We start from the raw sequence: 21,419 nt of genomic DNA, 5'->3' as shown, positions 1-21,419 counted from the left end.
CCCGCGGAGCGGTACGTACCACCGAGCGAGGGTGGCAGCCATGACGGCGATGCTGCGCAGACGTCCGGTCACCGGCCGGCTCCCGGCGGGAGCCGCCGCGGGTCCGGGGCGCTCGGTGCCCGCCGCGACGGGCACGGGCACGTGACCGGCGCAGGCCCGGTCCTCGACCCGGACCGCAACCTCGCCCTGGAACTGGTACGCGCCACCGAGGCCGCGGCCATCTCCTCGGCCCGCCACGTCGGCCGGGGGGACAAGAACGAGGTCGACCGGGCCGCGGTCGACGCCATGCGGCCGGTGCTGGGCACGGTCGGGATGCGCGGCGTCGTCGTGATCGGCGAGGGGGAGAAGGACGAGGCCCCGATGCTGTTCAACGGCGAGCAGGTCGGCAACGGCTCCGACCCGGAGGTCGACATCGCCGTCGACCCGGTGGACGGCACCACGGCCGCCGCCAAGGGACTGCCGGACGCGATCGCCGTCGTCGGCCTGGCCGAGCGGGGCACCATGTTCGACCCGGGGCCGTGCGTCTACATGCACAAGGTGGTGGTCCCGACCGCCGCCGCCGGCTCGGTCGACCCGACCGCGCCGGTGGCCGACGTCCTCACGGCGGTGGCCCGCGCGCTGGGCAGGGACCGGCGCGACCTGACCGTCGCCGTGCTCGACCGGCCCCGGCACACCGGCCTGGTCGCGGACGTCCGCAGCACGGGCGCCGCGGTCCGGTTCCTGCTCGACGGCGACGTCGCCGGGGCCATCGCCGTCGGCCGGCCCGGCTCCGGGGTGGACCTGCTGCTCGGCATCGGCGGCACCCCGGAGGGGGTGATCGCGGCATGCGCGCTGCGCTGCGGCGGCGCGGAGATGTTCGGCCGCCTGTACCCCCGGGACGACGCGGAGCGGACCGCCGCGCTGGACTTCGGCCACGACCTGGACCGCGTCCTGACCACCGTGGACCTCGTCTCGGGGGACGACGTCTTCTTCGGCGCCACCGGGGTGACCGACGGGGCGCTGCTGCGCGGGGTCCGCTCCGAGCCGGGTGTGGTCGTCACCCAGTCGCTGTCCATGCGGTCGAGGTCGGGCGCCGTCCGCCTCATCGAGACGCGGCACGACCGCAGCCGCTCCAACCTGATCAGGCACGGGTCCGCGGCACCGGGCGTCACCGGCGCAGAGGAGCGATCGTGAGCACCGCCGAACGGCTCGGACCGGAGTACCGCACCGCCGCCCTGCGGGGGCTGGAGCAGGAGGAGCTCGACGTCCTGGTCATCGGCGGCGGGGTCGTCGGCGCGGGCAGCGCCCTGGACGCGGCCACCCGGGGGCTCCGGGTCGGCCTGGTGGAGGCGCGCGACTACGCGGCTGGGACCTCCAGCCGCTCCAGCAAGCTCTTCCACGGCGGGCTGCGGTACCTGGAGCAGTTCGACTTCGGCCTGGTGTTCGAGGCGCTGCGGGAGCGCAGGCTCGTGCTCGAGACACTGTGCCCGCACCTGGCCCGGCCGGTGCCGTTCATCTACCCGCTGCAGAAGCGCATCGACCGGCCCTACGTGGGGCTCGGGATCGGCGTCTACGACGTGATGGGCGCCGGGCGCGGGGTGCCGGGCCACCACCGCCACCTCGGGCGCCGGAAGACCGCGGCGTCCTTCCCGTCCGGGAGGCGGTCGGCCATCCGGGGCGCCATCCGCTTCTACGAGGGCCAGGTCGACGACGCGCGGCACACGATGACGCTGGCCCGGACGGCGGCGACCTACGGCGCGCTGTGCGTCACCAGCACCCGGGTCACCGAGTTCCTCCGGGAGGCCGACCGGATCGCCGGGGTCCGGGTGCGTGACCTGGAGAGCGGCCGGGTGTTCACCGTCCGGGCGCAGCAGGTGGTCAACGCCGCCGGGATCTGGACCGACGAGATCCAGGAGATGGTGGGCGGGCGCGGCCAGTTCCAGGTCCGCGCGTCCAAGGGTGTCCACCTCGTCGTCCCGCGGAACCGGATCAACAGCGCCACCGGGATCATCACGCGCACGGAGAAGAGCCTGCTGTTCGTCATCCCGTGGGGCAGCCACTGGATCATCGGGACGACCGACACCGACTGGGACCTCGACCTCGCGCACCCCGCCGCCAGCCGGAGCGACATCGACTACCTGCTCGACCACGTCAACACGCTGCTGCAGGACCCGCTCACCCGGGAGGACGTGGTCGGGGTCTACGCAGGACTGCGGCCGCTGCTGTCCGGGGAGTCGGAGTCGACGAGCAAGCTGTCCCGCGAGCACGCGGTCGCCAGCCCCGTCCGCGGGCTCACCGTCATCGCCGGCGGGAAGTACACGACCTACCGGGTGATGGCGCAGGACGCCGTCGACTCGGCCGTCCACGGCCTGGAGCGCACCGTCCCGCCGTCGATCACCGAACGCACCCCGCTCGTGGGCGCCGACGGCTACTTCGCCGCGCACAACGCCCGCCGGCTCACCGCCGAGCGCACCGGCCTCCCGGTGTCCACGGTGGAGCACCTGCTGGGGCGGTACGGGACGCTGTCCGCCGAGGTGTTCGACCTGATCGCCGGGCGGCCCGACCTCGCCGAGCCCCTGGAGGCCGCGCCGGAGTACCTGAGGGCCGAGGCCCACTACGCGGCCAGCCACGAGGGCGCCCTGCACCTGGACGACGTCCTCACCCGGCGCACCCGGATCTCCATCGAGGTACCCGACCGTGGGGAGGGCGCCGCCCGCGAGGTGGCGGACATCGTCGCCCCGCTCCTGGGCTGGGACGCCGAGCACGCCGACCGGGAGGTGGAGCACTACCGGCTGCGGGTCCGGGCCGAGCGCGAGTCGCAGGAGCAGGCCGACGACCGCACCGCGGACGCCGCGCGCCTGGGCGCACCGGACGTCCGGATGGGAGCGACGAGCATGGTCTGACGGCAGGGTCCGGCCCCACGGCGCGGGTCCCGCGCGCCGGACGCCCCTCCGTCGGCGACGACGGCTCCCGGCACACTGGGGGTGCTCGGCCGACGCGTGCCGGCGACGACCGAGGAGGCCCCCATCCCCGCTGACCGCATCCTGGAGGCGGCGACGCGGATCGCCGACCTGCTGCTCGACGTCCAGACGACGGTGAACGCGCAGATCGACGCCACGCTCGCCGACCTGCTGCCCGGTGTCCAGCGGCAGGTGGGCGTCACGGCGGCGGACGGCGCCGACCTGTCCGGCCTGGTGAACGCGCGGATCACCGGCCTGAGCGTCGTCGTCACGCCCGCGGCGGTGGCGACCGTGGTCCCGCTGTCGCCGGAGTCGGCCGCGACGACGCGCGCCGCGCGGGCCGCGGTCACCGACGTCCTCACCGGCGCCGACGACCGCCTCGTCGTCATCGCCGGCCCCTGCTCGGTGCACGACCCCGTCGCCGCGCTCGAGTACGCCGCCTTCCTCGGCCGCATGCGGGCACGGCACGGCGACGACCTCGAGATCCTCATGCGGACCTACACGGAGAAGCCGCGGACCGAGGTCGACTGGAAGGGCTTCGCCTACGACCCGTTCCTCGACGGGTCCAACCGGATCAGCGTCGGCCTGGTCGCCACCCGGATGCTCATGTGCCGCATCACCGGGCTGGGCGTCCCCGTCGCCGCCGAGCCGCTCAACGCGCTCACGCCGCAGTACGTCAACGGGCTGGTCACCTACAACGGCGTCGGCGCGCGCAACGTCACCGACCAGACCGCCCGCGAGCGGGTGTCGGGCTTCTCGTCCGTGGTCGGCTTCAAGAACTCGCCCGAGGGCAGCGTCGACTCCGCCATCCAGGCCGTCGTCACCGCGCGCGCCCCGCACGAGTTCCTCGGTGTCGACCACCACGGGGTCTCGGCGCAGCTGTCGACCACCGGCAACGACACCGGCCACGTCATCCTGCGCGGCACCACGGACGGCCCCAACTACTCGGCGGCGCACGTCGCCGAGGTGAAGCGGAAGCTCGCCGCGCGCGGGCTGCCCGAGGTGGTCGTCGTCGACGCCTCCCACGGCAACAGCCAGAAGGACCACCGGCGCCAGCCCGCGGTCGTGCACGACCTGGCCGAGCAGGTCGCCGGCGGAGAGCGGGCGATCCGCGGCGTGATGATCGAGAGCAACCTCGCCGAGGGCCGGCAGGACCTCGACCGCGAGCACCCCGAGCGGCTCGAGTACGGCGTGAGCGTCACCGACGCCTGCGTCGACCCGGCGACGACGGAGGCCCTGCTCGCCGAGCTGGCCGCCGCCGTCCGGTCCCGCCGCGACACCGCCTGACCGCACGCGCCGACGGGCCTGGCCGTGCCCGGCCGGGGCGGGCACCATCCCTGCCCACGGCGGGGCCCGGGCTCCTGCCGAGGACGGAGGTGGCCGGTGCGCGCAGGGACCGTCGACCGGATCGGCGTCGTCGGCGCCGGGATCGTGGGCCTGGCGGTCGCCCGCCGGCTGGCCGAGCTCCGGCCCGACCTGCACGTCACGGTCGTGGGCAAGGAGGACGACGTCGCCGTGCACCAGACCGGCCACAGCAGCGGCGTGGTGCACGCCGGGCTCTACTACGCGCCCGGCTCGCTCAAGGCGGGGCTGTGCACCCGCGGGCGCGGCCTGCTGCGCGACTTCTGCGGCGAGCACGGCCATGGCCGGCGACCTGCGGGACGAGGGCCACGACGTGCGGCTCGGCTTCGAGGTCACCGCGGTGCTGCCGCAGGACGGCGGGGGCGTGGTGGTGTCCTCCGGCCGCGAGGCGCTCGCCGTCGACCGGCTCGTGGTCTGCGCCGGGCTGCAGAGCGACACGGTCTCCCGGCTGCCGGTGACGACGCGGGGCCGGCGATCGTGCCGTTCCGCGGCGAGTACCACCGGCTGGTGCCCGAGCGCGAGCACCTGGTCCGAGGGCTGATCCACCCGGTGCCCGACCCCCGCTACCCGTTCCTCGGTGTGCACGTCACCCGCCGGGTCGGCGGCGGGGTCGACGTCGGGCCCAACGCCGTGCTGGCCCTCGCCCGCGAGGGGTACCGGCGCCGCGACGTCCGGCCCGCCGAGCTGCTGCGGACGCTCAGCCGGCCCGGCATGCGCCCGCTGGCCCGGCAGCACTGGCGGATGGGCGTGGCCGAGTTCCGCGGGTCGCTGGCGCGCCGGGTGTTCCTCGCCGCGGCGCGGGAGTTCGTGCCCGCGCTGACCGACGACGACGTGGTGCGCACTCCCGCCGGCGTCCGCGCCCAGGCCGTCGACCGGGACGGCAGCCTGGTCGACGACTTCCGGGTCCACCGGCTCGGCCCGGTCGTCACCGTCCGCAACGCGCCCTCGCCGGCGGCCACCTCCTCGCTGGCGATCGGCGAGCACGTGGCCGGGCGGGTCCTCGCCGACGACGGGGACTGACCGCTCAGCCCCGATCCCGCGGCCCGCCGGACGGCACGGGCGGGGCGGCCGGCAGCAGGAACCCGGCCGAGGCGATGGCAGGCAGGTCGAGCAGAGCAGGGAGAGCCCGTCGTGCGGGCACGCGGCCCGCCGGTTCGCCGCCTCCAGCCGGCGCACCAGCCAGCGCGCCCACAGCCGCTCCCACCGGGACGCCACGACGCCGGCCCCTCAGCGCCCGGGGGCCACCGGCGACGCGGCGTCGGCGACGACCCGGGCAGCACGGGGAGCGCGACCCCGGCCGGCCGGCGCCACGGGCCTCGGAAGAACGGTGGGCCCGGCGGCCTCCCCGGCGCGCAGGAAGTACGCGTGCAGCGAGTGGACCGCCCGGTCCTCCGGCACGGTCCGCCCGGCGGCGACCAGCGCCTGGGCGACGACCGCCCCGCCGAAGGCCCGCTCGGGGGAGGCGCGCCGCGGACCGGCCGCGAAGCCGTCCGGACCGTCCGGCCGCAGGTCGAGCAGCTCGGCCGGCCCACCGGTCACGTCGCCTCCCGACCCCTTGACGGCGCGAATTGAACCACTGTTCGATTCGTGACGTGGGTCGCACTCCGGGCGCCACCGCGGCGGGCACGCGCGAGCGGCTGCTGCGCGCGGCCGCCGACGTCTTCGCCCGGCGGGGCTACGAGGGCACGCGCGTGTCCGAGGTCGCCGACGCGGCCGGGCTGAGCAACGGCGCCCTCTACGCCTACTTCGGCTCCAAGGCGGCGCTGCTCGTCGACGCGCTGCACGTGCACGGCCGGCGGCTGCTCGCCGACCTCGTCGCCGCCGACCCCGGCCGCTCGGTCGCCGACCTGCTGCTGGCCAGCGGCCGCACGCTGCCCCGCCGCCGGGACCCCGACGGCGACCTGCTGGTCGAGGCGCTGGTCGCCGCCCGCCGCGACGTCGACGCCGCCGGCCCGGTGCGCGACTACGTGCAGGAGCGCGCCGCGTGGCTGGCCGGCCTGGTCCGCCGCGGCCAGGACGACGGCGAGATCGACCCCGCGCTGTCCCCGCGCGCGGTCGCCCACCTGTGCCTGTCGCTGGCCGTCGGCACCGCGCTGGTCGGCCCCGACGTGGACCCGGTCGACGACGGGGAGTGGACGGCGCTGCTCGCCCGACTCGTCGCCGGACTCGCACCGCAGGAACCGCCCGCCCGAGGAACGGAGAGCCACCCGTGAGGATCTCGATCGACCCGTCGCTGTGCCAGGGGCACGGCCGCTGCTACGACCTCGCGCCCGACCTGTTCGGTGCCGACGACGAGGGCTACTCCACCCTCCTCGTCCCCGGCGGGGAGGTGCCGGCCGGGCTGGAGGACGACGCGCAGCTCGCCGCCGACAACTGCCCCGAGGCCGCCGTGCTCGTGCTCGAGCAGGAGCCGGCGCGGTGACCGTCGACGACCGCTCCTTCGCCGACGCCAGCACCCTGCGCTCGGACCCGGCCCTCGGCACGTTCAGCGAGGTGCGCAGCGGCCCGGTCGAGGACTGGGCCACCGACTTCTCGCACACCGAGGAGGAGTGGGCGCAGGGCGCCATCGGCATCTGGGACGACCTGCGGCAGCGCTGCCCGATCGCGCACACCGAGCGGTTCGGCGGGGCGTGGCTGCCCACCCGCTACGAGGACGTCGCCGCCGTCGCCTACGACACCGAGCACTTCTCCTCCCGCGCGATCATCGCGGGCAACTTCCGGCCGCCGCGGGCGCTGGCCCCGGTCGGCGGCACCCCGCCGATCTCCTCGGACCCGCCGTTCCACCACGACGCGCGCAAGCTGCTGCTGCCGGCGTTCACCCAGAGCGCGGTCGGTCGGCAGGAGGAGAGCACGCGGGCGTTCTGCCACTCGCTGGTCGACGCGCTGGAGGGCCGGGACGTCGTCGACGCCGCCGCCGACTACGCCCAGCACATCCCGGTGCGGGTCATCGCCGACATGCTCGGCTTCCCGCCCGAGGACGGCCCGCGGTTCCGGCAGTTCGTCGAGAACGCGCTCGAGGGCATCGACCTGCCGCCCGAGGAGCGCCTCGCCCGCAGCAGCCACCTGTTCGAGTACCTGCTCGCGCAGATCCAGGACCACCTCGAGCACCCGCGCGAGGACCTCACCACCTACCTGCTCGAGGCCGAGCTGTACGGCCGCCGGCTCGAGCCCGCGCACGTCGCCGGGACGATGGCACTGCTGCTCATCGCCGGCATCGACACCACCTGGAGCGCGATCGGCGCCTCGCTGTGGCACCTCGCCGGGCACCCCGACGACCGGCGCCGGCTGGTCGCCGAGCCGGGGCTGCGGCCCACCGCCGTCGAGGAGTTCCTCCGCGCCTACGCCCCGGTCACCATGGCGCGGCTGGTCAAGGAGGACCTGACCTGGCGCGGCGTCGAGATGAGGGCCGAGGACTGGGTGCTGCTGTCCTTCCCGGCCGCCAACCGCGACCCCGCCCGGTTCGAGCGGGCCGACGAGGTGGTCATCGACCGGCAGGTCAACCGGCACGCCGCCTTCGGCCTGGGCATCCACCGCTGCGTCGGGTCGCACCTGGCGCGGATGGAGATGCGGGTGGCGCTCGACGTGTGGCTCGACCGGGTGCCCGAGTTCTCCCTCGCCGACCCGGCCGGGGTGCGGTGGTCGACCGGCCAGATCCGCGGCCCCCGCGCGCTGCCGCTCCGCATCGGCTGAGGCCGGCGTCCGGCCCCCGGCACCGCCGTCGCGGCTCAGACCTCGACGGCGGTGCCGCAGACGCCGCACACCTCGAGCCGCCGGCGTCCCCACCGGGCGACCGGCACGAAGAACACGCTCAGCTGGCGGAACTGCCGCACCCGCGCCCACCGGGTGGTGTTGCCGCACCGCGGGCAGGTGCGCACCGCCCCCGGGCCGAGGTCCTTCTGCCGCGTGCCGAACCCGAAGAGGAGGAACACCCGGCCAGCCTAGGTCGGTCCCGGGGTGCGGGAGCCGCGCCGGCCGGGCCGTGGGACCGTGGAGGGATGGTCCGGGTCGGTCTGGTGCTGGGTGGCGGCGGCGTGGTGGGGCAGGCCTACCACGCGGGCGTGCTGGCGGTGCTGCAGCACGACGTCGGCTTCGACGCGCGCACCGCGGACGTCGTCGTCGGGACCTCCGCGGGGTCGATCACCGGCACCCTGCTGCGGGCCGGCGTCTCGCCGGAGGACCTCGCCGCGTGGACGGTCAAGGCGCCGCTGTCCGGCGACGACGACGTGCTGCGGACCATCGCCGCGACCCCCGTCCCCGAGCTCGCGCCCTTCCGCCCGCTCGACGTGCTCCGCCGGCCGATGCGCGTGCCCGGGCCGCACCTGGTCGCCCGCGCCCTGGCCCGCCCGTGGCGGTTCCGCCCGCTGACCGCCGGCATGACGCTGCTCGCGGCGGGCCGGCACGACATCGTGTCCCAGCTGGGCGCCCTGAGGGAGGTCGAGGGGCCGACCTGGCCCGAGCGCGACCTGTGGATCACCGCCGTGCGCCGGCGGGACGGGCGCCGCGTCGTCTTCGGCCGGCCCGGGGCGCCGCCGGCGCCGGTGCACCTGGCGGTCGGCGCGTCCTGCGCGGTGCCCGGCTACTTCGCCCCCGTGCAGATCGGCCGGCACGCCTACGTCGACGGCGGGGTGCACTCCGCGACCAACGCCGCGGTGCTGCGCCGCGCCGGGGTGGACGTCGTCGTCGTGCTGGCGCCGATGAGCGGGTCGCCGGGCTGGCGCCAGGACTTCACCGCCGCCATGCGCCGGTACTCCCAGCGGCAGCTGGACCGGGAGGTGCGGGCCCTGCGCGCGGCCGGCATCCGGACCGTCGTGTTCACCCCCGGCGCGGCCGAGCAGGAGGTCATGGGCGCGGACTTCATGTCCGGCGAGCGCGTCGACGAGGTGCTGCAGCAGTCGTTCTTCCAGGCCGGCGCGCACGCCGCGACGCCCGAGGTGGCCGCCGTGCTGCGGGAGGCCTCCGACCGCGACCCGGTGTGACCTGCGCCCAGCGACTAGGTTCGGCACCTGACAACGTCGCCGGTGGCCAGGGGGTCGAGCGTGGGCAGGTCGGTGCTGGTGACCGGCGGCAACCGGGGGATCGGGCTGGCGATCGCCCGCTCCTTCGCCGAGCAGGGCGACTCCGTGGCGGTCACCCACCGCGGCAGCGGCGCCCCCGACGGGCTGTTCGGCGTGCAGTGCGACGTCACCGACGCCGCGGCCGTCGACCGGGCGTTCACCGAGGTCGAGGAGCAGCAGGGGCCGGTCGAGGTGCTGGTGAGCAACGCCGGCATCACCCGCGACGGGCTGCTCATGCGGATGAAGGAGGACGACTTCACCGACGTCCTCGACGCCAACCTCACCGCCGCCTACCGGGTGGCCAAGCGCGCCTCGGCGAAGATGGTGCGCGCCCGGTTCGGCCGCATGGTGTTCGTCAGCTCCGTCGTCGGGCTGCTCGGCTCGGCCGGCCAGACCAACTACGCGGCGAGCAAGGCGGGCCTGGTGGGCCTGGCCCGCTCGATCGCCCGCGAGCTCGGCAGCCGCAACGTGACCGCGAACGTCGTCGCGCCCGGGTTCGTGCGCACCGACATGACCGCGGAGCTGCCCGAGAAGCGGCAGCAGGAGATCCTCGGGCAGGTGCCGCTGGGCCGGTACGCCGAGGCCGACGAGATCGCCGCCGTCGTCCGCTTCCTCGCGAGCGACGCGGCCGGATACGTCACCGGGGCGGTCGTCCCGGTCGACGGCGGACTGGGGATGGGGCACTGATGAGCGGCATTCTCGAGGGCAAGAAGGTCCTCGTCACCGGCGTGCTGACCGAGGCGTCGATCGCCTTCGCCACCGCGCGGATCGCGCAGGAGCAGGGCGCCACGGTCGTGCTGTCCAACTTCGGGCGCGCGCTGTCGCTGTGCCAGCGGATCGCCAAGCGGCTGCCGCAGGAGGCGCCGGTCGTCGAGCTCGACGTGACCGACACCGAGCACCTGGCCTCGCTCGCCGACCGGCTGCGGGAGGCCGGCCTCGACACCCTGGACGGCGTCGTCCACTCCATCGGCTTCGCGCCGCAGGAGGCGATGGGGGAGGGCTTCCCCGAGGTCGCCTGGGAGCACGCCGCGACCGCGTTCCAGGTGTCGTCGTGGTCCTACGCCTCGCTCGTCCAGGCCTGCCGGCCGCTGCTGGCGAACCCGTCCTCGGTCGTCGGGCTCACCTTCGACGCCTCCGTCGCCTGGCCGGTCTACGGCTGGATGGGCGCGGCCAAGGCGGCCCTGGAGTCGGTCAGCCGCTACGTCGCCCGCGAGCTCGGCCCCGACGGCGTGCGGTCCAACATCGTCGCCGCCGGCCCGCTGCGCAGCATGGCCATGAAGTCCATCCCCGGCAGCGCCCAGTTCGAGGAGGCGTGGGAGGGCCGCGCCCCGCTGGGCTGGTCGGTCACCGACACCGAGCCCGCCGGCAAGGCCGTCGTCGCCCTGCTGTCGGACTGGTTCCCCGCCACCACCGGCGAGATCGTGCACGTCGACGGCGGGTTCCACGCCGTGGGCGTGTGAACGGTCACAGAGCCACGCCGTCGGCGTCCGACCGCATCCGATCCACCCCGCAGCACCGAAGGACGTCCGTGCCCCGCGCCACCGTCGACATCAACCCCGGCCAGCGTCCCGACGAGGACCCCTCCCTGGCCGTCCGCAACAACGGGGGGACGCCGCCCGCGGCGGCGCCCGCCCCGGCCGGCCGCCGCGAGGCGCTGCTGGTCCTGTCCTTCGGCGGCCCCCGCGGCCACGACGACGTGATGCCGTTCCTGGAGAACGTCACCCGCGGCCGGGGCGTCCCGCGCGAGCGGCTGCTCGACGTCGCCGAGCACTACCACCACTTCGGCGGGGTCAGCCCGATCAACGAGCAGAACGAGGCGCTGGTCGCCGCGATCCGCGAGGACCTCGCGGCCAACGGCGTCGACCTGCCGGTCTACTGGGGCAACCGCAACTGGGACCCCTACGTCGAGGACGTCTGGCAGCAGATGACCGACGACGGGATCGAGCACGTCTACGTGCTGGCCACCTCCGCCTACGCCTCCTACTCCGGCTGCCGGCAGTACCACGAGGACGTGGCACGGGCCCGGATCGCGACCGGCGGCGGCCCGACGGCGGAGAAGCTGCCGCACTACCACGACACCCCCGGCTTCGTGCGGGCCAACGCCGACGCCCTCGCCGCCGCACTCGCGCGGCTGCCCGGGGAGCACCGGGCCACCGCGCGCCTGGTGGCGACGGCGCACTCGATCCCCGACGCGATGGCCGACGCCGCCGGCCCCGACGGGCACGCCTACGAGGCCGAGCTCCTGGCCGCCGCGCGCGCCGTCGTCGACGCCGTCGAGCCGGGGCGGGACTTCGACCTGGTCTGGCAGTCCCGCAGCGGCCCGCCGTCGGTGCCGTGGCTGGAGCCCGACGTCAACGACCACCTGCGCGCGCTGCACGAGAACGGCGAGACGGCGGTCGTGCTGTTCCCGATCGGGTTCGTCAGCGACCACCTCGAGGTGATCTGGGACCTCGACAACGAGGCCGAGGAGACCGCCGGGGAGCTCGGGCTGGCGTTCGTCCGGGCCGCGACGGCGGGCACCCACCCGGCGTTCGTCGCGATGGTCCGCGAGCTGCTCGAGGAGCGGCGCGCGGGCGGCGAGCCGCGGCTGGGCACGAACTGCCCCGCGGCGTGCTGTTTCGTCCAGCGCCCGGCGGCGCGCCCGTCCTGACCCGTTGACCCGGGCGGGCCCCGCGAGTAGACCGGTCGGCCATCGGGGGCCGGACGAGGACGGTGCGCCGTGGTCGAGGTCGCTCCCGCCAACGCCGCGCAGCTGAACGCGTGGGACGGCGCGCAGGGCGCGTACTGGGCCGCGCAGGCCGACCGCTTCGACCGGTCGGTCGCCCGCTACGACGCCGCCTTCCTCGCCGCGGCCGACCTGCGGCCGGGGGACCGGGTCCTCGACGTCGGCTGCGGCACCGGCCGGACGACGCGGGAGGCCGCGCGCCGCACCGGGTCCGCGCTCGGGGTGGACCTGTCCTCGGCGATGCTCGAGGTCGCCCGTCGCCGCGCCGCCGACGAGGGGCTGACCGGCGCCCGGTTCGAGCAGGCCGACGCCCAGGTGGCGGCCTTCCCGCCGGCCGCGTTCGACGTGGCGATCAGCCGGACCGGCGCGATGTTCTTCGCCGACCCGGTGGCCGCGCTGGCCAACGTCGGCCGGGCGCTCGTGCCCGGCGGCCGGCTGGTCCTGCTCGTGTGGCAGGCGGCCGAGGCCAACGAGTGGATCACCGAGATCACGGGGGCGCTGGCCGCCGGCCGGCCGCTGCCGTCCCCGCCGCCGGGCGCGCCGGGCCCGTTCTCCCTCGCCGACCCGGCGCGGATCCGCGCGGTGCTCACCGCGGCGGGTCACCGTCAGGTGGAGGTCGAGGGTCTGGCCGAGCCGGAGTGGTGGGGTGCCGACGCCGACGAGGCGCTGACCTTCGTGCTCGGCCTCGCCGGCTGGCTGCTCGACGGGCTGGACCCGGCCGCCCGGGACCGCGCGGTGGCCGACCTGCGGCGCCGGCTGGAGGCCCACGCCGGGCCCGGCGGCGTCGAGCTCGGCTCCGCGGCCTGGCTGGTCACCGCCCGCCGCGCCTAGCGCCGGACCGGGGCCCGGCGCCAGACGGGCGCGATCCGCCGGGTGTAGCGGCGGCCGAACACCCGGGACAGCACCGCGGTGACCGGCGCCGGGACCGTGCCGCGCAGGGCCGCCCGGTCGCCGTCGCTGATGCCGTCGGTGAGCCAGGCGAAGAACGAGCCCGCGTCGCCGGGGGAGGTGTGCCGCAGCCTCCCGGTGACCGCCCGCCACTCGGCGGTGCCCTCGTGCTCGCGCAGCAGCGGCTCGAGCGCGGCCTCCTCGTGGTCGAGGTGGCCGACCACCACCTCGCGGGTGCGGGCGACGGCGGCGCGGGCGGCGCCGGCGTCGGCGGCGGACCCGGTGCGGGCCAGCGCGGCCAGCGCGTCCCCGGTGTCCGCGAGCGCCGCCGCCATCGCCGCGTGCTCGGTCTCCATCTCCGCGAGCAGGTCCCGGCCGACGCCGGTGCCCTCGAGGAACGGCCAGACGTGGGCGTCCTCGCCCTCGTGGTGGTGGGTGAGCTCGCGGCGGAGGTTGGCGTACGCCCGCTCGAGCTGCCGCGCCCGCTCCCGGTCACCGTCGCGCCAGGGGTCCAGGGCGGCGGCCAGCCGGGCGAGGTCGCGGCGCACGGCGTTGTGGATCAGGCCGTTCATGGTCGGCACCGTCATGGCGGCGGACCGTAGCGGCGGCGGCCGACCCGGAGAGCCGCTACGGGCGCGGGACCGCGTTGTAGGCGGCGACGGTCGCCTCGCGGACGGCGGTGGCCAGCGGGCGCAGCGCCTCGTCGCGGGCAGCGGCCTGGCCGTGGGTGACCGCGCCGCCGGGGGCGTCGGTGAGCGCCAGGTCCAGCACCCGCGCCAGCCGCTGCGCCCGGGCGAGCACCGAGGAGGCCAGCGGGTCGGTGTCCGGCGGCAGCTCCGGGGCGCTGGCGCTGCCCAGGCCGGCCAGCAGCGCCGGGACCTCGGGGTTCCAGCGGGCCAGGTCCAGGGCGGCGAGGGTGCGGGCGGCGTCGCCGACGGCGAGGTCCAGCGCCCCCGAGACCGCGCGCAGCGAGCCCTCGACCGGCGGGGGTGCGGGCGGGACGCCGGTCAGGTCGACCGCCGTCCACGCGGTGACCTCCGGGCCGAGGTCCTCCGGCACCAGCGCGACGGCGTCGCCGACCGTCACCTGCCCCGCCTCCAGCGCCAGCGCGGCCAGGCCCGGCGCGGACGGCACCCCCCGGACGTCGCCGGGCACCGGCAGCACCAGCCGCAGCCGGCGCTCGCCCAGGCCGCGCAGCGCGGTCAGCGCCCAGCCGAGGGGGACGGCGCCGGAGGTGCCGGGCAGGCCGGTGACCCGGTGGGCGCGGTCGTCGGTCAGCGCGTCGAGCGCGTCGTCGTAGGAGGCGCGGCCGGACAGCCACGCGGTCGCCCAGACGGCGAACCGGCCGGCGGGGAGGTCGTGGAGCACCCAGCGAGGCTACGTCGGCCGCGATCCGGGGGCCCGGAGACGGCCGGTGGTCTGGGAGACTGGGGACGTGGCTGCGTGGGTGCTCTGGCTGGTCGCCTCGGGCCTGTTCGTCGCGGGCGAGGTGGCCAGCCTCGACCTGGTCCTGCTGATGTTCGCCGGCGGCGCGCTGGGCGGGGCCGTGGTGGCGCTGGCGGGCGGGTCGCTCGCCTTCCAGATCGTGGCGTTCATCGCCGTCTCGGTGTTCCTGCTGGCGAGCGTGCGGCCCGCGGCGAAGGCGCACCTGGAGAGCCGGACGCCCCGGCACGTCGACGGCGTGCAGGCCCTCGTCGGCCGCACCGCCACGGTGACCCGCGAGGTCGGCCGTTCCGGTGGCCGCATCCGGCTGGGCGCCGACGAGTGGACCGCCCGCACCGACTACGGCGACGGCACCTTCCCCGTCGGCGCCACGGTGCGGATCCTGCAGGTCGACGGGGCGACCGCCGTGGTCGGTGAGGCGCTCGAGCTCTGAGCCCCGCGCGCCGGGGCGGTGACCCCGGGTGCCACCCGGGGGATGATCACAGCGGGACCCGATCCGAGGAGCGCCGCCGTGACCCCTGCCCTGATCGCACTGATCGTCGTCGCCCTGCTGGTGGTGCTCGTCGTCGCGAAGAGCGTGACGATCGTCCCGCAGGCCCAGGCCAAGGTGGTGGAGCGGCTCGGCCGTTACAGCCGCACGCTCTCCCCGGGCCTGTCGCTGCTCGTGCCGTTCGTCGACCGGGTGCGCGCCACGGTCGACCTGCGGGAGCAGGTCGTCTCGTTCCCGCCCCAGCCGGTGATCACCGCCGACAACCTGCAGGTCGGCATCGACACCGTCGTCTACTTCCAGGTCACCGACCCCCGGCTGGCGGTGTACGGCATCGCCAACTACATCACCGGCATGGAGCAGCTGACCACGACGACGCTGCGCAACGTCGTCGGCGGGCTGAACCTCGAGCAGTCCCTGACCGGCCGCGACGGCATCAACAGCCAGCTGCGCGAGGTGCTCGACGGCACCACCGGCCCGTGGGGGCTGCGGGTGGCGCGGGTGGAGATCAAGGCGATCGACCCGCCGCCGTCGATCCGCGACTCCATGGAGAAGCAGCTGCGCGCCGACCGCGACAAGCGGGCGATCATCCTGCAGGCCGAGGGCGCCCGGCAGTCGGCGATCACCACCGCCGAGGGGCAGAAGGCCGCCGCGATCCTGTCGGCCGAGGGGAAGAAGCAGTCCGCGATCCTCGAGGCGGAGGCGGAGCGGCAGAGCCGGATCCTGCGGGCCGAGGGCGAGCGGGCGGCGCTGTACCTGCAGGCGCAGGGGCAGGCCAAGTCGATCGAGACGGTGTTCCGGGCGATCCACGAGGGCCGGCCCGACCAGGGCGTGCTGGCCTACCAGTACCTGCAGACGCTGCCGCGGATCGCGCAGGGCGACGCGAACAAGATGTGGATCGTCCCCAGCGAGTTCAGCCGCGCGCTGGAGGGCCTGGCGAAGCTCGGCGGCGCCGACGGCGACGGCCGGTCGTTCCTCGACGTCCCGCCGCCGGCCGACGGGGCCCCCGCCGGTGGCGGGCTGGACACCAGCGGCTGGTTCGAGTCGCAGCTGCCGCCGGCCGCCGAGCAGCCGGAGGCGAAGATCGAGCTGCGCAGCATCGCCGACGCCGGACCGGCGCTGCCGGCCCCCGAGCTGCCGCCCACGACGTCGCTGGCGCGGGCGGCGGAGGAGGAGGCCACCCACGGCGGGACCCCCGACGCCGGGCGGCCGCGAGGCTGACCCGGGCGACCGGGACGGCCGCCCCGCGGGGCCTCGCTCAGTCCTTGAGCAGGCCCTCGCGGAGCTTGGCCAGGGTCTGGCTCAGCAGCCGGGACACGTGCATCTGGGAGATGCCGATGTCGGCGGCGATCTGCGACTGGGTCATGTTCCCGAAGAACCGCAGGATGAGGATGCGGCGCTCCCGGGCGGGGATGGTGGCCAGCAGCGGCTGCAGCGACTCGCGGTACTCCACGCCCTCCAGCGCCGCGTCCTCCTCGCCGAGGGTGGCCGCGAGCGTGGGAGAGTCGTCCTCGCCGGAGAGCCGCTCGTCGAGCGAGCTGCTGCGGTAGGCGTTGGCCACCGCCAGGCCCTCGAGGACCTCCTCGCGCGGGATGCCCAGGTGCTCGGCCAGCTCCGACGGCGTCGGGGCACGGCCGTTCTTCTGCGCCAGCTCGCCGACGGCGGAGTTCAGCGACAGGTGGAGCTCCTGCAGCCGCCGCGGCACCCGTACCGACCAGCCCTGGTCGCGGAAGTGCCGCTTGATCTCCCCGGTGATGGTGGGGACGGCGAAGGAGAGGAACTCCACCCCGCGGGTCGGGTCGAACCGGTCGATCGCGGCGATCAGGCCGAGCGTGCCGACCTGCAGCAGGTCGTCGAACGGCTCGCCGCGGTTGCTGAACCGGCGGGCGAAGTGGCGGACGAGGGGCAGGTGCTCCTCGACCAGGATCTCGCGCAGCCGCTCGCGCCGCGGGTCGGCCTTCTCCAGCGTGGCCAGCTCGGCGAACAGCGGCGCGGTCCGCTCGGCGCGCCGCCGGTTGTCCGAGACCGGCGCGCTGTCGCCCTCGCGGGCACCGGCGGTCCGGGCGGCGCCGGGCCCGGCGTCGTCCTCGCTGTCGGTGTCCTCGGTGTCCTCGGTGTCCTCGGTGTCCTCGCTGTCGGTGTCCTCGGCCTCGACGTCCTCGGCCCGGTCGGCCGGGTCCGGGGCGTTCACCGGCGGATCGTCGTCCAGGGCGTCCTCCTCGACGTAGGCCCGGGGACCGGCGGTCGCCGGCGTCACGGGGCCACCGAGTCGTCGCTGCCCGCGGAGCCGACCAGCTGCGCCGGCCGCTGCCCGGGCAGGTACTTGTCCATGGAGATGACCGCCACCGCGCCCTCACCGCCGTCGCCGGCCGGCACCTCCCGCTGGGAGGCCGGCCGGCCCTCGACGTTGTCCGCCAGCGTCTGCAGCACCGCCCAGCCGAAGCCGTCGCGGGGGACGTCGGTCCCCTCGGCGGTGGGCACCCACGCGTCGATGTGCAGCCCGGCCCGGGTGGTCTCGAAGACCACCGTCAGGGGCGCGTCGCCGAGCGCGATCGCCGCGAGCGTGGCGCAGGCCTCGTCCACCGCCAACCGCAGGTCCTCGACCGAGTCCAGGTCGTAGTCCATGCGGATGGCCAGGTCACCGGCCATCGCCCGCACCGCGGGCAGCTGGGTCGGCGTGGTCGGCACGCGCAGCTCCAGTCGTTCCGCGCGCCGCCCGTCCTGGGCGAGGGCACCCCTCGAGTCCGCCATGCGTGGTCCGCTCCTCATCAGTACGTCCGGCCGCGGCCGGTCTGCTCCGCAGGTGTCCGGGGCCGCGGCGCCCGGTCCCATCCTGCCCCGCTCGTGGGTCCGCGGTGCGTGCGGGGCGGGAGCGGGAGGCGACCGGGCCGTGTCCCAGCGGGATGGACTACCCGCAACCGGCGCGTCGGCAAACACCGTGTGCCGACGGGGTCGCGCGCGGTTGCCGGGGCACCGGCCCTGTGGTCTGTTGGTCCCCGGATGAACGCCAGCCAGGGCAGTCTGCCGCCGGGGCCCCGTCCCGCCGAGGACGAGGGCCCGGCCGCGCTGGTGGCCGCGCTGGAGGACGCGCCGTCGGCCCTGTGGTTCGTCGCCGGGCCCGGCCCGCGGACGCTGTGGGCCAACGCCCGCGCCCGCACGCTGGGACCCACCCCGCACGACCTGCCCGTCGTCGGCGACCAGGCGGTGGCCGACGTCGTCGCCGACGTCCTGCGCACCGGCCGGCCGGTCACGCTCTCCGGCGTCCTGGCCGGCGACGGCCCGGAGGTCACGGTGGCCGTGCAGCCCCTGGCCGCCGGCGCCGAGCCCGGGGCGGTCCTCGTCCTCGAGAGCGGCGAGGAGGGCCCGGCACCGGGGGACGTCGTGGGGCAGGCGCAGCACTCGCTGCTGCCGCCGTCCCTGCCGCTGCTGCCCGACGTGCGGCTGTCGGGCAGCTACCACCCGGCCAGCTCCGACCGCGCCGCCGGCGGCGACTGGTACGACGCCGTGTCCCTGGGCCACGGCCGGCTGGCGCTGGTCATCGGCGACGCCGTCGGCTCCGGGGTGCCGGCCGCCGCCGCGATGAGCCGGCTGCGCGGGGCGATGCGCTCCAGCGCGCTGCGCGACCCCGCCCCCGCCGCGGTGCTCGCCGCCCTCGACGACTTCGCCGTCCAGATGGACGACGTCCAGGGCGCCTCGGTGTTCTACGCCGTCCTGGACGCGGCCACCGGCGCGCTGACCTACGCCGCCGCGGGGCACCCGCCGCCGCTGCTGGTGGAGGCCGACGGGCGCACGACCCGCCTGCCGGTCGACGCGCGGCCGCCGCTGGGCACAGTGCGTGGCGCGGCCACCCCGGTGGCCTCCGCCCGGCTGGAGCGGGGCGCCACCCTGGTCCTCTACTCCGACGGCGCGGTGGCCGCCGCCGGCCCACCGCCCGCCGCGGGCCTGGACCGGCTCACCGCGGTCGCCCGGGCCGCGCTGGCCGACCCCGAGGCCCTCGACGGCGACGCGGCCGCCGGGCTGGCCGCCACCATCGCCGCCGGGATGCTCACCGGCGGCGGCCGCCCCGACGACGTCGCCGTGCTCGTGGCGCACCGCCGCGCGCGGTCGGTGGAGGCACTGCGGCTGGACCTGCTGGCGGTGCCCGCGTCGCTGCCCGCCGTGCGCCGGCGGCTGAGCGCGTGGCTCACCGCGCTGGGCATGGGCGAGCAGGACCGGGTGGGCGTCATGGTCGCGGTGGGGGAGGCCTGCGCCAACGCGGCCGAGCACGCCTACCGGGACGCCGAGCCCGGCCCGATGCAGGTCGCCGCCGCGGTCGACGTCGACGGCGTGCTCACCGTGACCGTGCACGACGAGGGCACCTGGCGCCCGCCGGACCGCGACCCCGGCGACCGCGGCCGCGGGCTGCTGATCATGCGCCAGCTGGTCGACGGGATGGTCGTGCGCGGCGAGCACGGCACCACGGTCACCCTGCGCACGCGGCTGCGGCAGACGCCCGACGAGCAGCCCGAGCACCCGGTGGGCGGCAGCGGCGCGACCGTCGTCGTCGACCGGGAGGGCGCCGACCCGGTGGTGCGCGCCGCCGGCGACGTCGACCTGGTCAGCGCCGAGCAGCTGCGCATCCGGCTGCTCGAGGCCAGCCACGGCGGCACCGTCCGGGTGGAGCTGGACCTCACCGCGGTCACGCTGTTCAGCAGCGCGGCGGTGCGGGTGGTGCTCGCCGTCGCCGCGATCGCCGAGGCCGAGGGGTGGCGGCTGGTGGTGCACGCGCCCGACGGCGGCGTCACCCGGCACATCCTCGAGGTGAGCGGACTGCAGCGGCTGGTCGAGCTGCGCTGACCCCGGCCGGGGACGGTCCGTTTACGGGACCGGCGTGGTGCGCATCCACAGCGCGTGAGACTCCGGCGCAGCGACGTGCACGGCCGCGGCTGGACCCGCCGCCGGGCCGGTCGCGGCTTCTCCTACCGCGACGAGCACGGCCAGCCGATCCGGGACCCGGAGCGGCTGGACCGGATCCGGTCGATCGCGATCCCGCCGGCCTGGAAGGACGTGTGGATCTGCCCGTGGCCCAACGGGCACATCCAGGCCACCGGGCTCGACGCGGCCGGCCGCCGCCAGTACCGCTACCACGACGCCTGGCGGGCCCGGCGGGACGCGGAGAAGCACGAGCGGGTACTGGCCATCGCCTCCGAGCTGCCCGAGGTCCGCGACCGGGTGGCCGAGGCGCTGCGCACCCGCGGGCCCAACCGGGAGCGGGTGCTCGCCTGCGCGCTGCGGCTGCTGGACCTCGGGACCTTCCGCATCGGCAGCGAGGAGTACGCGGAGGAGAACGGCACCTACGGCCTGGCCACGCTGCGCCGCGAGCACGTGACCGTGCGCGGGGAGCGGACGTTCTTCCGGTACACCGCGAAGGGCGGCATCGAGCGGGAGGTGGAGATCACCGACCGGCCGACGGCGACCGTCGTCCGGAACCTGCTCGAGCGGCCCGACGACGCCGGCGAGGAGCTGCTGGCCTACCGGCTCGACGACGGCACCTGGCACGACGTGACCAGCGACGAGATCAACGCCTACCTCAAGGAGGTCAGCGGCGCGGAGATCACCGCCAAGGACTTCCGCACCTGGAACGCCACGGTGATGATGGCCGCCGCCCTGGCCGAGCAGCCGCCGCCGACGAGCCGGACGGCGCGGAACCGGACGATCCGCGAGGCCTACGTGCGGGTCTCCGAGCGGCTCGGCAACACCCCGGCGGTGTGCAAGGCCAGCTACGTCGACCCGCGGGTGGTCGACCGGTACGAGAACGGGGAGACGGTGGCCGACGCGCTGGGCGACCTGGCCCGCGCCGACGACGACCGCGAGGCGCAGAAGGTGCTCGAGCAGGCGGTGTGCCGGCTGCTGACGGCGTAGCTGCCCCGGAAGCCGACGAGGCCCCGCCGGAGCGGGGCCTCGTCGCGGGTGGTGCGGAGGGTCAGCGGGCGCTGCTGTCCACGATGGTGAACAGGTCGATCAGGCCGGTGACCTCCAGCGGGCGGGTGACCGCCCGGGTGGTGGCGACCAGGCGCAGCTCGACGTCCCGGGACTTCGCCGACTTCTGGGTCTCGACCAGCACGGCCAGACCGGCGGAACCCAGGAACTGGACCCCCGACAGGTCGATGACCAGCTCGCGGGGCTGCTGCTCGAGCTGGGTGTCCAGCGAGGAGCGCAGCACCGGGGCGGTGAAGGTGTCGACCTCGCCGACGACCGTCACCGTGACCGCGCCGTCCTCACCGGTGGAGGTGGAGAGCGTGATCACGTCGTCGAAGGGTGCCTCCGTGCCCTCGGTGGACACGTCGTGCTGCCCCCCGGCGGGCAGGTCGGATGCGGTCACGGACACAGCTCCTCTCAGTGGCCACGCCGAGTGGTGCGGCCACCGGTCAATCTACCGCCGGATGCCGCGGAGGTGTCGTCGCCCCCGGACGGACCGGCGTTTGCAGTGGACACGTCGGAGGCGGTCGGCCGGCCGGCGTGCGCGGCTGCCTGCTCAACCG

24 protein-coding genes and 1 pseudogene are annotated in these 21,419 nt (G+C 76.1%); 18 read left to right on the top strand and 7 right to left on the bottom strand.

Features of this window, described 5'->3' with window-relative positions:
* Window positions 1-141: 141 nt before the first annotated feature.
* The 6 genes and pseudogenes from glpX to ACI8AR_RS12540 all read left to right on the top strand — a co-directional run bounded on the left by glpX (window position 142) and on the right by ACI8AR_RS12540 (window position 5,321).
* Window positions 142-1,173 (top strand): class II fructose-bisphosphatase, encoded by a 1,032-nt coding sequence (gene glpX, locus ACI8AR_RS12565; protein WP_457051325.1) that lies wholly within the window; start codon window positions 142-144, stop codon window positions 1,171-1,173.
* Window positions 1,170-2,882, top strand: a complete 1,713-nt coding sequence (locus ACI8AR_RS12560) for a glycerol-3-phosphate dehydrogenase/oxidase (protein WP_457051324.1) — start codon at window positions 1,170-1,172, stop codon at window positions 2,880-2,882. The genes glpX and ACI8AR_RS12560 overlap by 4 nt, the downstream gene beginning before the upstream one ends.
* Before the next feature lie 96 nt (window positions 2,883-2,978).
* A complete protein-coding gene (locus tag ACI8AR_RS12555; RefSeq protein WP_457051323.1) occupies window positions 2,979-4,226 on the top strand; it encodes a 3-deoxy-7-phosphoheptulonate synthase in 1,248 nt (415 codons plus the stop codon).
* A gap of 24 nt (window positions 4,227-4,250) precedes the next feature.
* A pseudogene (locus tag ACI8AR_RS12550) lies at window positions 4,251-4,532 on the top strand (FAD-dependent oxidoreductase); the annotation flags it as partial.
* Window positions 4,533-4,581: 49 nt separating this feature from the next.
* On the top strand, window positions 4,582-4,842 hold the full coding sequence (locus ACI8AR_RS12545) for a hypothetical protein (RefSeq protein WP_457051362.1): 261 nt from the start codon (window positions 4,582-4,584) through the stop codon (window positions 4,840-4,842).
* Window positions 4,809-5,321, top strand: a complete 513-nt coding sequence (locus ACI8AR_RS12540) for a hypothetical protein (RefSeq protein ID WP_457051361.1) — start codon at window positions 4,809-4,811, stop codon at window positions 5,319-5,321. Before ACI8AR_RS12545 ends, ACI8AR_RS12540 begins: the two co-directional genes overlap by 34 nt.
* Window positions 5,322-5,528: 207 nt before the next feature.
* Here ACI8AR_RS12540 and ACI8AR_RS12535 read toward each other — a convergent pair whose 3' ends face one another.
* Window positions 5,529-5,840 carry an acyl-CoA thioesterase domain-containing protein gene (locus ACI8AR_RS12535; RefSeq protein ID WP_457051322.1) on the bottom strand — a complete coding sequence of 104 codons (312 nt, stop codon included), beginning with the start codon at window positions 5,838-5,840 and terminating at the stop codon, window positions 5,529-5,531.
* Between the two features lie 53 nt (window positions 5,841-5,893).
* On the opposite strand from ACI8AR_RS12535, the gene ACI8AR_RS12530 reads away from it, so the two are divergent.
* The 3 genes from ACI8AR_RS12530 to ACI8AR_RS12520 are packed head-to-tail and all read left to right on the top strand — an operon-like array spanning window position 5,894 to window position 7,991.
* Window positions 5,894-6,514, top strand: coding sequence for a TetR/AcrR family transcriptional regulator (locus tag ACI8AR_RS12530; RefSeq protein WP_457051321.1), 621 nt, complete (start codon window positions 5,894-5,896; stop codon window positions 6,512-6,514).
* On the top strand, window positions 6,511-6,723 hold the full coding sequence (locus ACI8AR_RS12525) for a ferredoxin (RefSeq protein WP_456928012.1): 213 nt from the start codon (window positions 6,511-6,513) through the stop codon (window positions 6,721-6,723). Before ACI8AR_RS12530 ends, ACI8AR_RS12525 begins: the two co-directional genes overlap by 4 nt.
* Window positions 6,720-7,991: a cytochrome P450 gene (locus ACI8AR_RS12520; RefSeq protein WP_457051320.1), complete on the top strand. Its 1,272-nt coding sequence runs from the start codon at window positions 6,720-6,722 to the stop codon at window positions 7,989-7,991. The genes ACI8AR_RS12525 and ACI8AR_RS12520 overlap by 4 nt, the downstream gene beginning before the upstream one ends.
* A 35-nt stretch (window positions 7,992-8,026) precedes the next feature.
* Here ACI8AR_RS12520 and ACI8AR_RS12515 read toward each other — a convergent pair whose 3' ends face one another.
* The gene (locus ACI8AR_RS12515) at window positions 8,027-8,230 is read right to left on the bottom strand and encodes a zinc-ribbon domain-containing protein (RefSeq protein ID WP_456928010.1); all 204 of its coding nucleotides are present in this window, start codon (window positions 8,228-8,230) and stop codon (window positions 8,027-8,029) included.
* 66 nt (window positions 8,231-8,296) lie between these two features.
* Between ACI8AR_RS12515 and ACI8AR_RS12510 the strand changes: the two genes are divergently transcribed.
* From ACI8AR_RS12510 to ACI8AR_RS12490, 5 genes are all read left to right on the top strand, one after another.
* Window positions 8,297-9,277: a patatin-like phospholipase family protein gene (locus ACI8AR_RS12510; RefSeq protein ID WP_457051319.1), complete on the top strand. Its 981-nt coding sequence runs from the start codon at window positions 8,297-8,299 to the stop codon at window positions 9,275-9,277.
* Between the two features lie 60 nt (window positions 9,278-9,337).
* Entirely contained in the window at window positions 9,338-10,042 is a 705-nt protein-coding gene (fabG, locus tag ACI8AR_RS12505; protein WP_456928008.1) for a 3-oxoacyl-ACP reductase FabG, read from the top strand.
* Complete coding sequence (gene fabI, locus ACI8AR_RS12500; RefSeq protein WP_457051318.1) at window positions 10,042-10,815, top strand: enoyl-ACP reductase FabI; 774 nt, start codon at window positions 10,042-10,044, stop codon at window positions 10,813-10,815. Before fabG ends, fabI begins: the two co-directional genes overlap by 1 nt.
* 68 nt (window positions 10,816-10,883) lie before the next feature.
* Window positions 10,884-12,005, top strand: a complete 1,122-nt coding sequence (locus ACI8AR_RS12495) for a ferrochelatase (RefSeq protein ID WP_457051317.1) — start codon at window positions 10,884-10,886, stop codon at window positions 12,003-12,005.
* Window positions 12,006-12,074: 69 nt separating this feature from the next.
* Window positions 12,075-12,911: a class I SAM-dependent methyltransferase gene (locus ACI8AR_RS12490; RefSeq protein ID WP_457051316.1), complete on the top strand. Its 837-nt coding sequence runs from the start codon at window positions 12,075-12,077 to the stop codon at window positions 12,909-12,911.
* On the opposite strand, the gene ACI8AR_RS12485 is transcribed toward ACI8AR_RS12490, so the two are convergent.
* Together ACI8AR_RS12485 and ACI8AR_RS12480 are read right to left on the bottom strand one after the other, a co-directional pair.
* Entirely contained in the window at window positions 12,908-13,555 is a 648-nt protein-coding gene (locus ACI8AR_RS12485) for a hemerythrin domain-containing protein (protein WP_457051315.1), read from the bottom strand. The genes ACI8AR_RS12490 and ACI8AR_RS12485 overlap by 4 nt on opposite strands.
* A 40-nt stretch (window positions 13,556-13,595) precedes the next feature.
* Window positions 13,596-14,336, bottom strand: a complete 741-nt coding sequence (locus ACI8AR_RS12480) for a hypothetical protein (RefSeq protein ID WP_457051314.1) — start codon at window positions 14,334-14,336, stop codon at window positions 13,596-13,598.
* Between the two features lie 67 nt (window positions 14,337-14,403).
* Here ACI8AR_RS12480 and ACI8AR_RS12475 point away from each other — a divergent pair, with 67 nt between their 5' ends.
* Window positions 14,404-14,844 carry an NfeD family protein gene (locus ACI8AR_RS12475; RefSeq protein WP_457051313.1) on the top strand — a complete coding sequence of 147 codons (441 nt, stop codon included), beginning with the start codon at window positions 14,404-14,406 and terminating at the stop codon, window positions 14,842-14,844.
* A 78-nt stretch (window positions 14,845-14,922) separates the two neighbouring features.
* A complete protein-coding gene (locus tag ACI8AR_RS12470) occupies window positions 14,923-16,119 on the top strand; it encodes an SPFH domain-containing protein (protein ID WP_457051312.1) in 1,197 nt (398 codons plus the stop codon).
* 37 nt (window positions 16,120-16,156) lie between these two features.
* Here the strand turns inward: ACI8AR_RS12470 and ACI8AR_RS12465 are convergent, their stop codons facing one another.
* Entirely contained in the window at window positions 16,157-17,155 is a 999-nt protein-coding gene (locus ACI8AR_RS12465; protein WP_457051311.1) for an RNA polymerase sigma factor SigF, read from the bottom strand.
* On the bottom strand, window positions 17,152-17,649 hold the full coding sequence (locus tag ACI8AR_RS12460) for an ATP-binding protein (RefSeq protein ID WP_456927997.1): 498 nt from the start codon (window positions 17,647-17,649) through the stop codon (window positions 17,152-17,154). Before ACI8AR_RS12460 ends, ACI8AR_RS12465 begins: the two co-directional genes overlap by 4 nt.
* Before the next feature lie 249 nt (window positions 17,650-17,898).
* On the opposite strand from ACI8AR_RS12460, the gene ACI8AR_RS12455 reads away from it, so the two are divergent.
* Both ACI8AR_RS12455 and ACI8AR_RS12450 read left to right on the top strand, forming a co-directional pair.
* Entirely contained in the window at window positions 17,899-19,734 is a 1,836-nt protein-coding gene (locus ACI8AR_RS12455; RefSeq protein ID WP_457051310.1) for a SpoIIE family protein phosphatase, read from the top strand.
* Window positions 19,735-19,788: 54 nt separating this feature from the next.
* Window positions 19,789-20,799 carry a DNA topoisomerase IB gene (locus tag ACI8AR_RS12450; RefSeq protein WP_456934949.1) on the top strand — a complete coding sequence of 337 codons (1,011 nt, stop codon included), beginning with the start codon at window positions 19,789-19,791 and terminating at the stop codon, window positions 20,797-20,799.
* Between the two features lie 61 nt (window positions 20,800-20,860).
* Here the strand turns inward: ACI8AR_RS12450 and ACI8AR_RS12445 are convergent, their stop codons facing one another.
* Window positions 20,861-21,259, bottom strand: coding sequence for an STAS domain-containing protein (locus ACI8AR_RS12445; RefSeq protein ID WP_110907395.1), 399 nt, complete (start codon window positions 21,257-21,259; stop codon window positions 20,861-20,863).
* Between the last annotated feature and the right edge of the window lie 160 nt (window positions 21,260-21,419).

It is taken from the genome of Geodermatophilus sp. SYSU D01036 (assembly GCF_054050435.1).
This window is presented reverse-complemented; position numbering and strand designations above follow the sequence as displayed.

Coding starts and splice junctions, on each gene's coding strand:
- ACI8AR_RS12545 (WP_457051362.1), top strand. CDS start 4,582: ATGGCCGGCGACCTGCGGGACGAGGGCCACGACGTGCGGCTCGGCTTC.
- ACI8AR_RS12510 (WP_457051319.1), top strand. CDS start 8,297: ATGGTCCGGGTCGGTCTGGTGCTGGGTGGCGGCGGCGTGGTGGGGCAG.
- fabI (WP_457051318.1), top strand. CDS start 10,042: ATGAGCGGCATTCTCGAGGGCAAGAAGGTCCTCGTCACCGGCGTGCTG.
- ACI8AR_RS12485 (WP_457051315.1), bottom strand. CDS start 13,555: ATGACGGTGCCGACCATGAACGGCCTGATCCACAACGCCGTGCGCCGC.
- ACI8AR_RS12460 (WP_456927997.1), bottom strand. CDS start 17,649: ATGGCGGACTCGAGGGGTGCCCTCGCCCAGGACGGGCGGCGCGCGGAA.
- ACI8AR_RS12455 (WP_457051310.1), top strand. CDS start 17,899: ATGAACGCCAGCCAGGGCAGTCTGCCGCCGGGGCCCCGTCCCGCCGAG.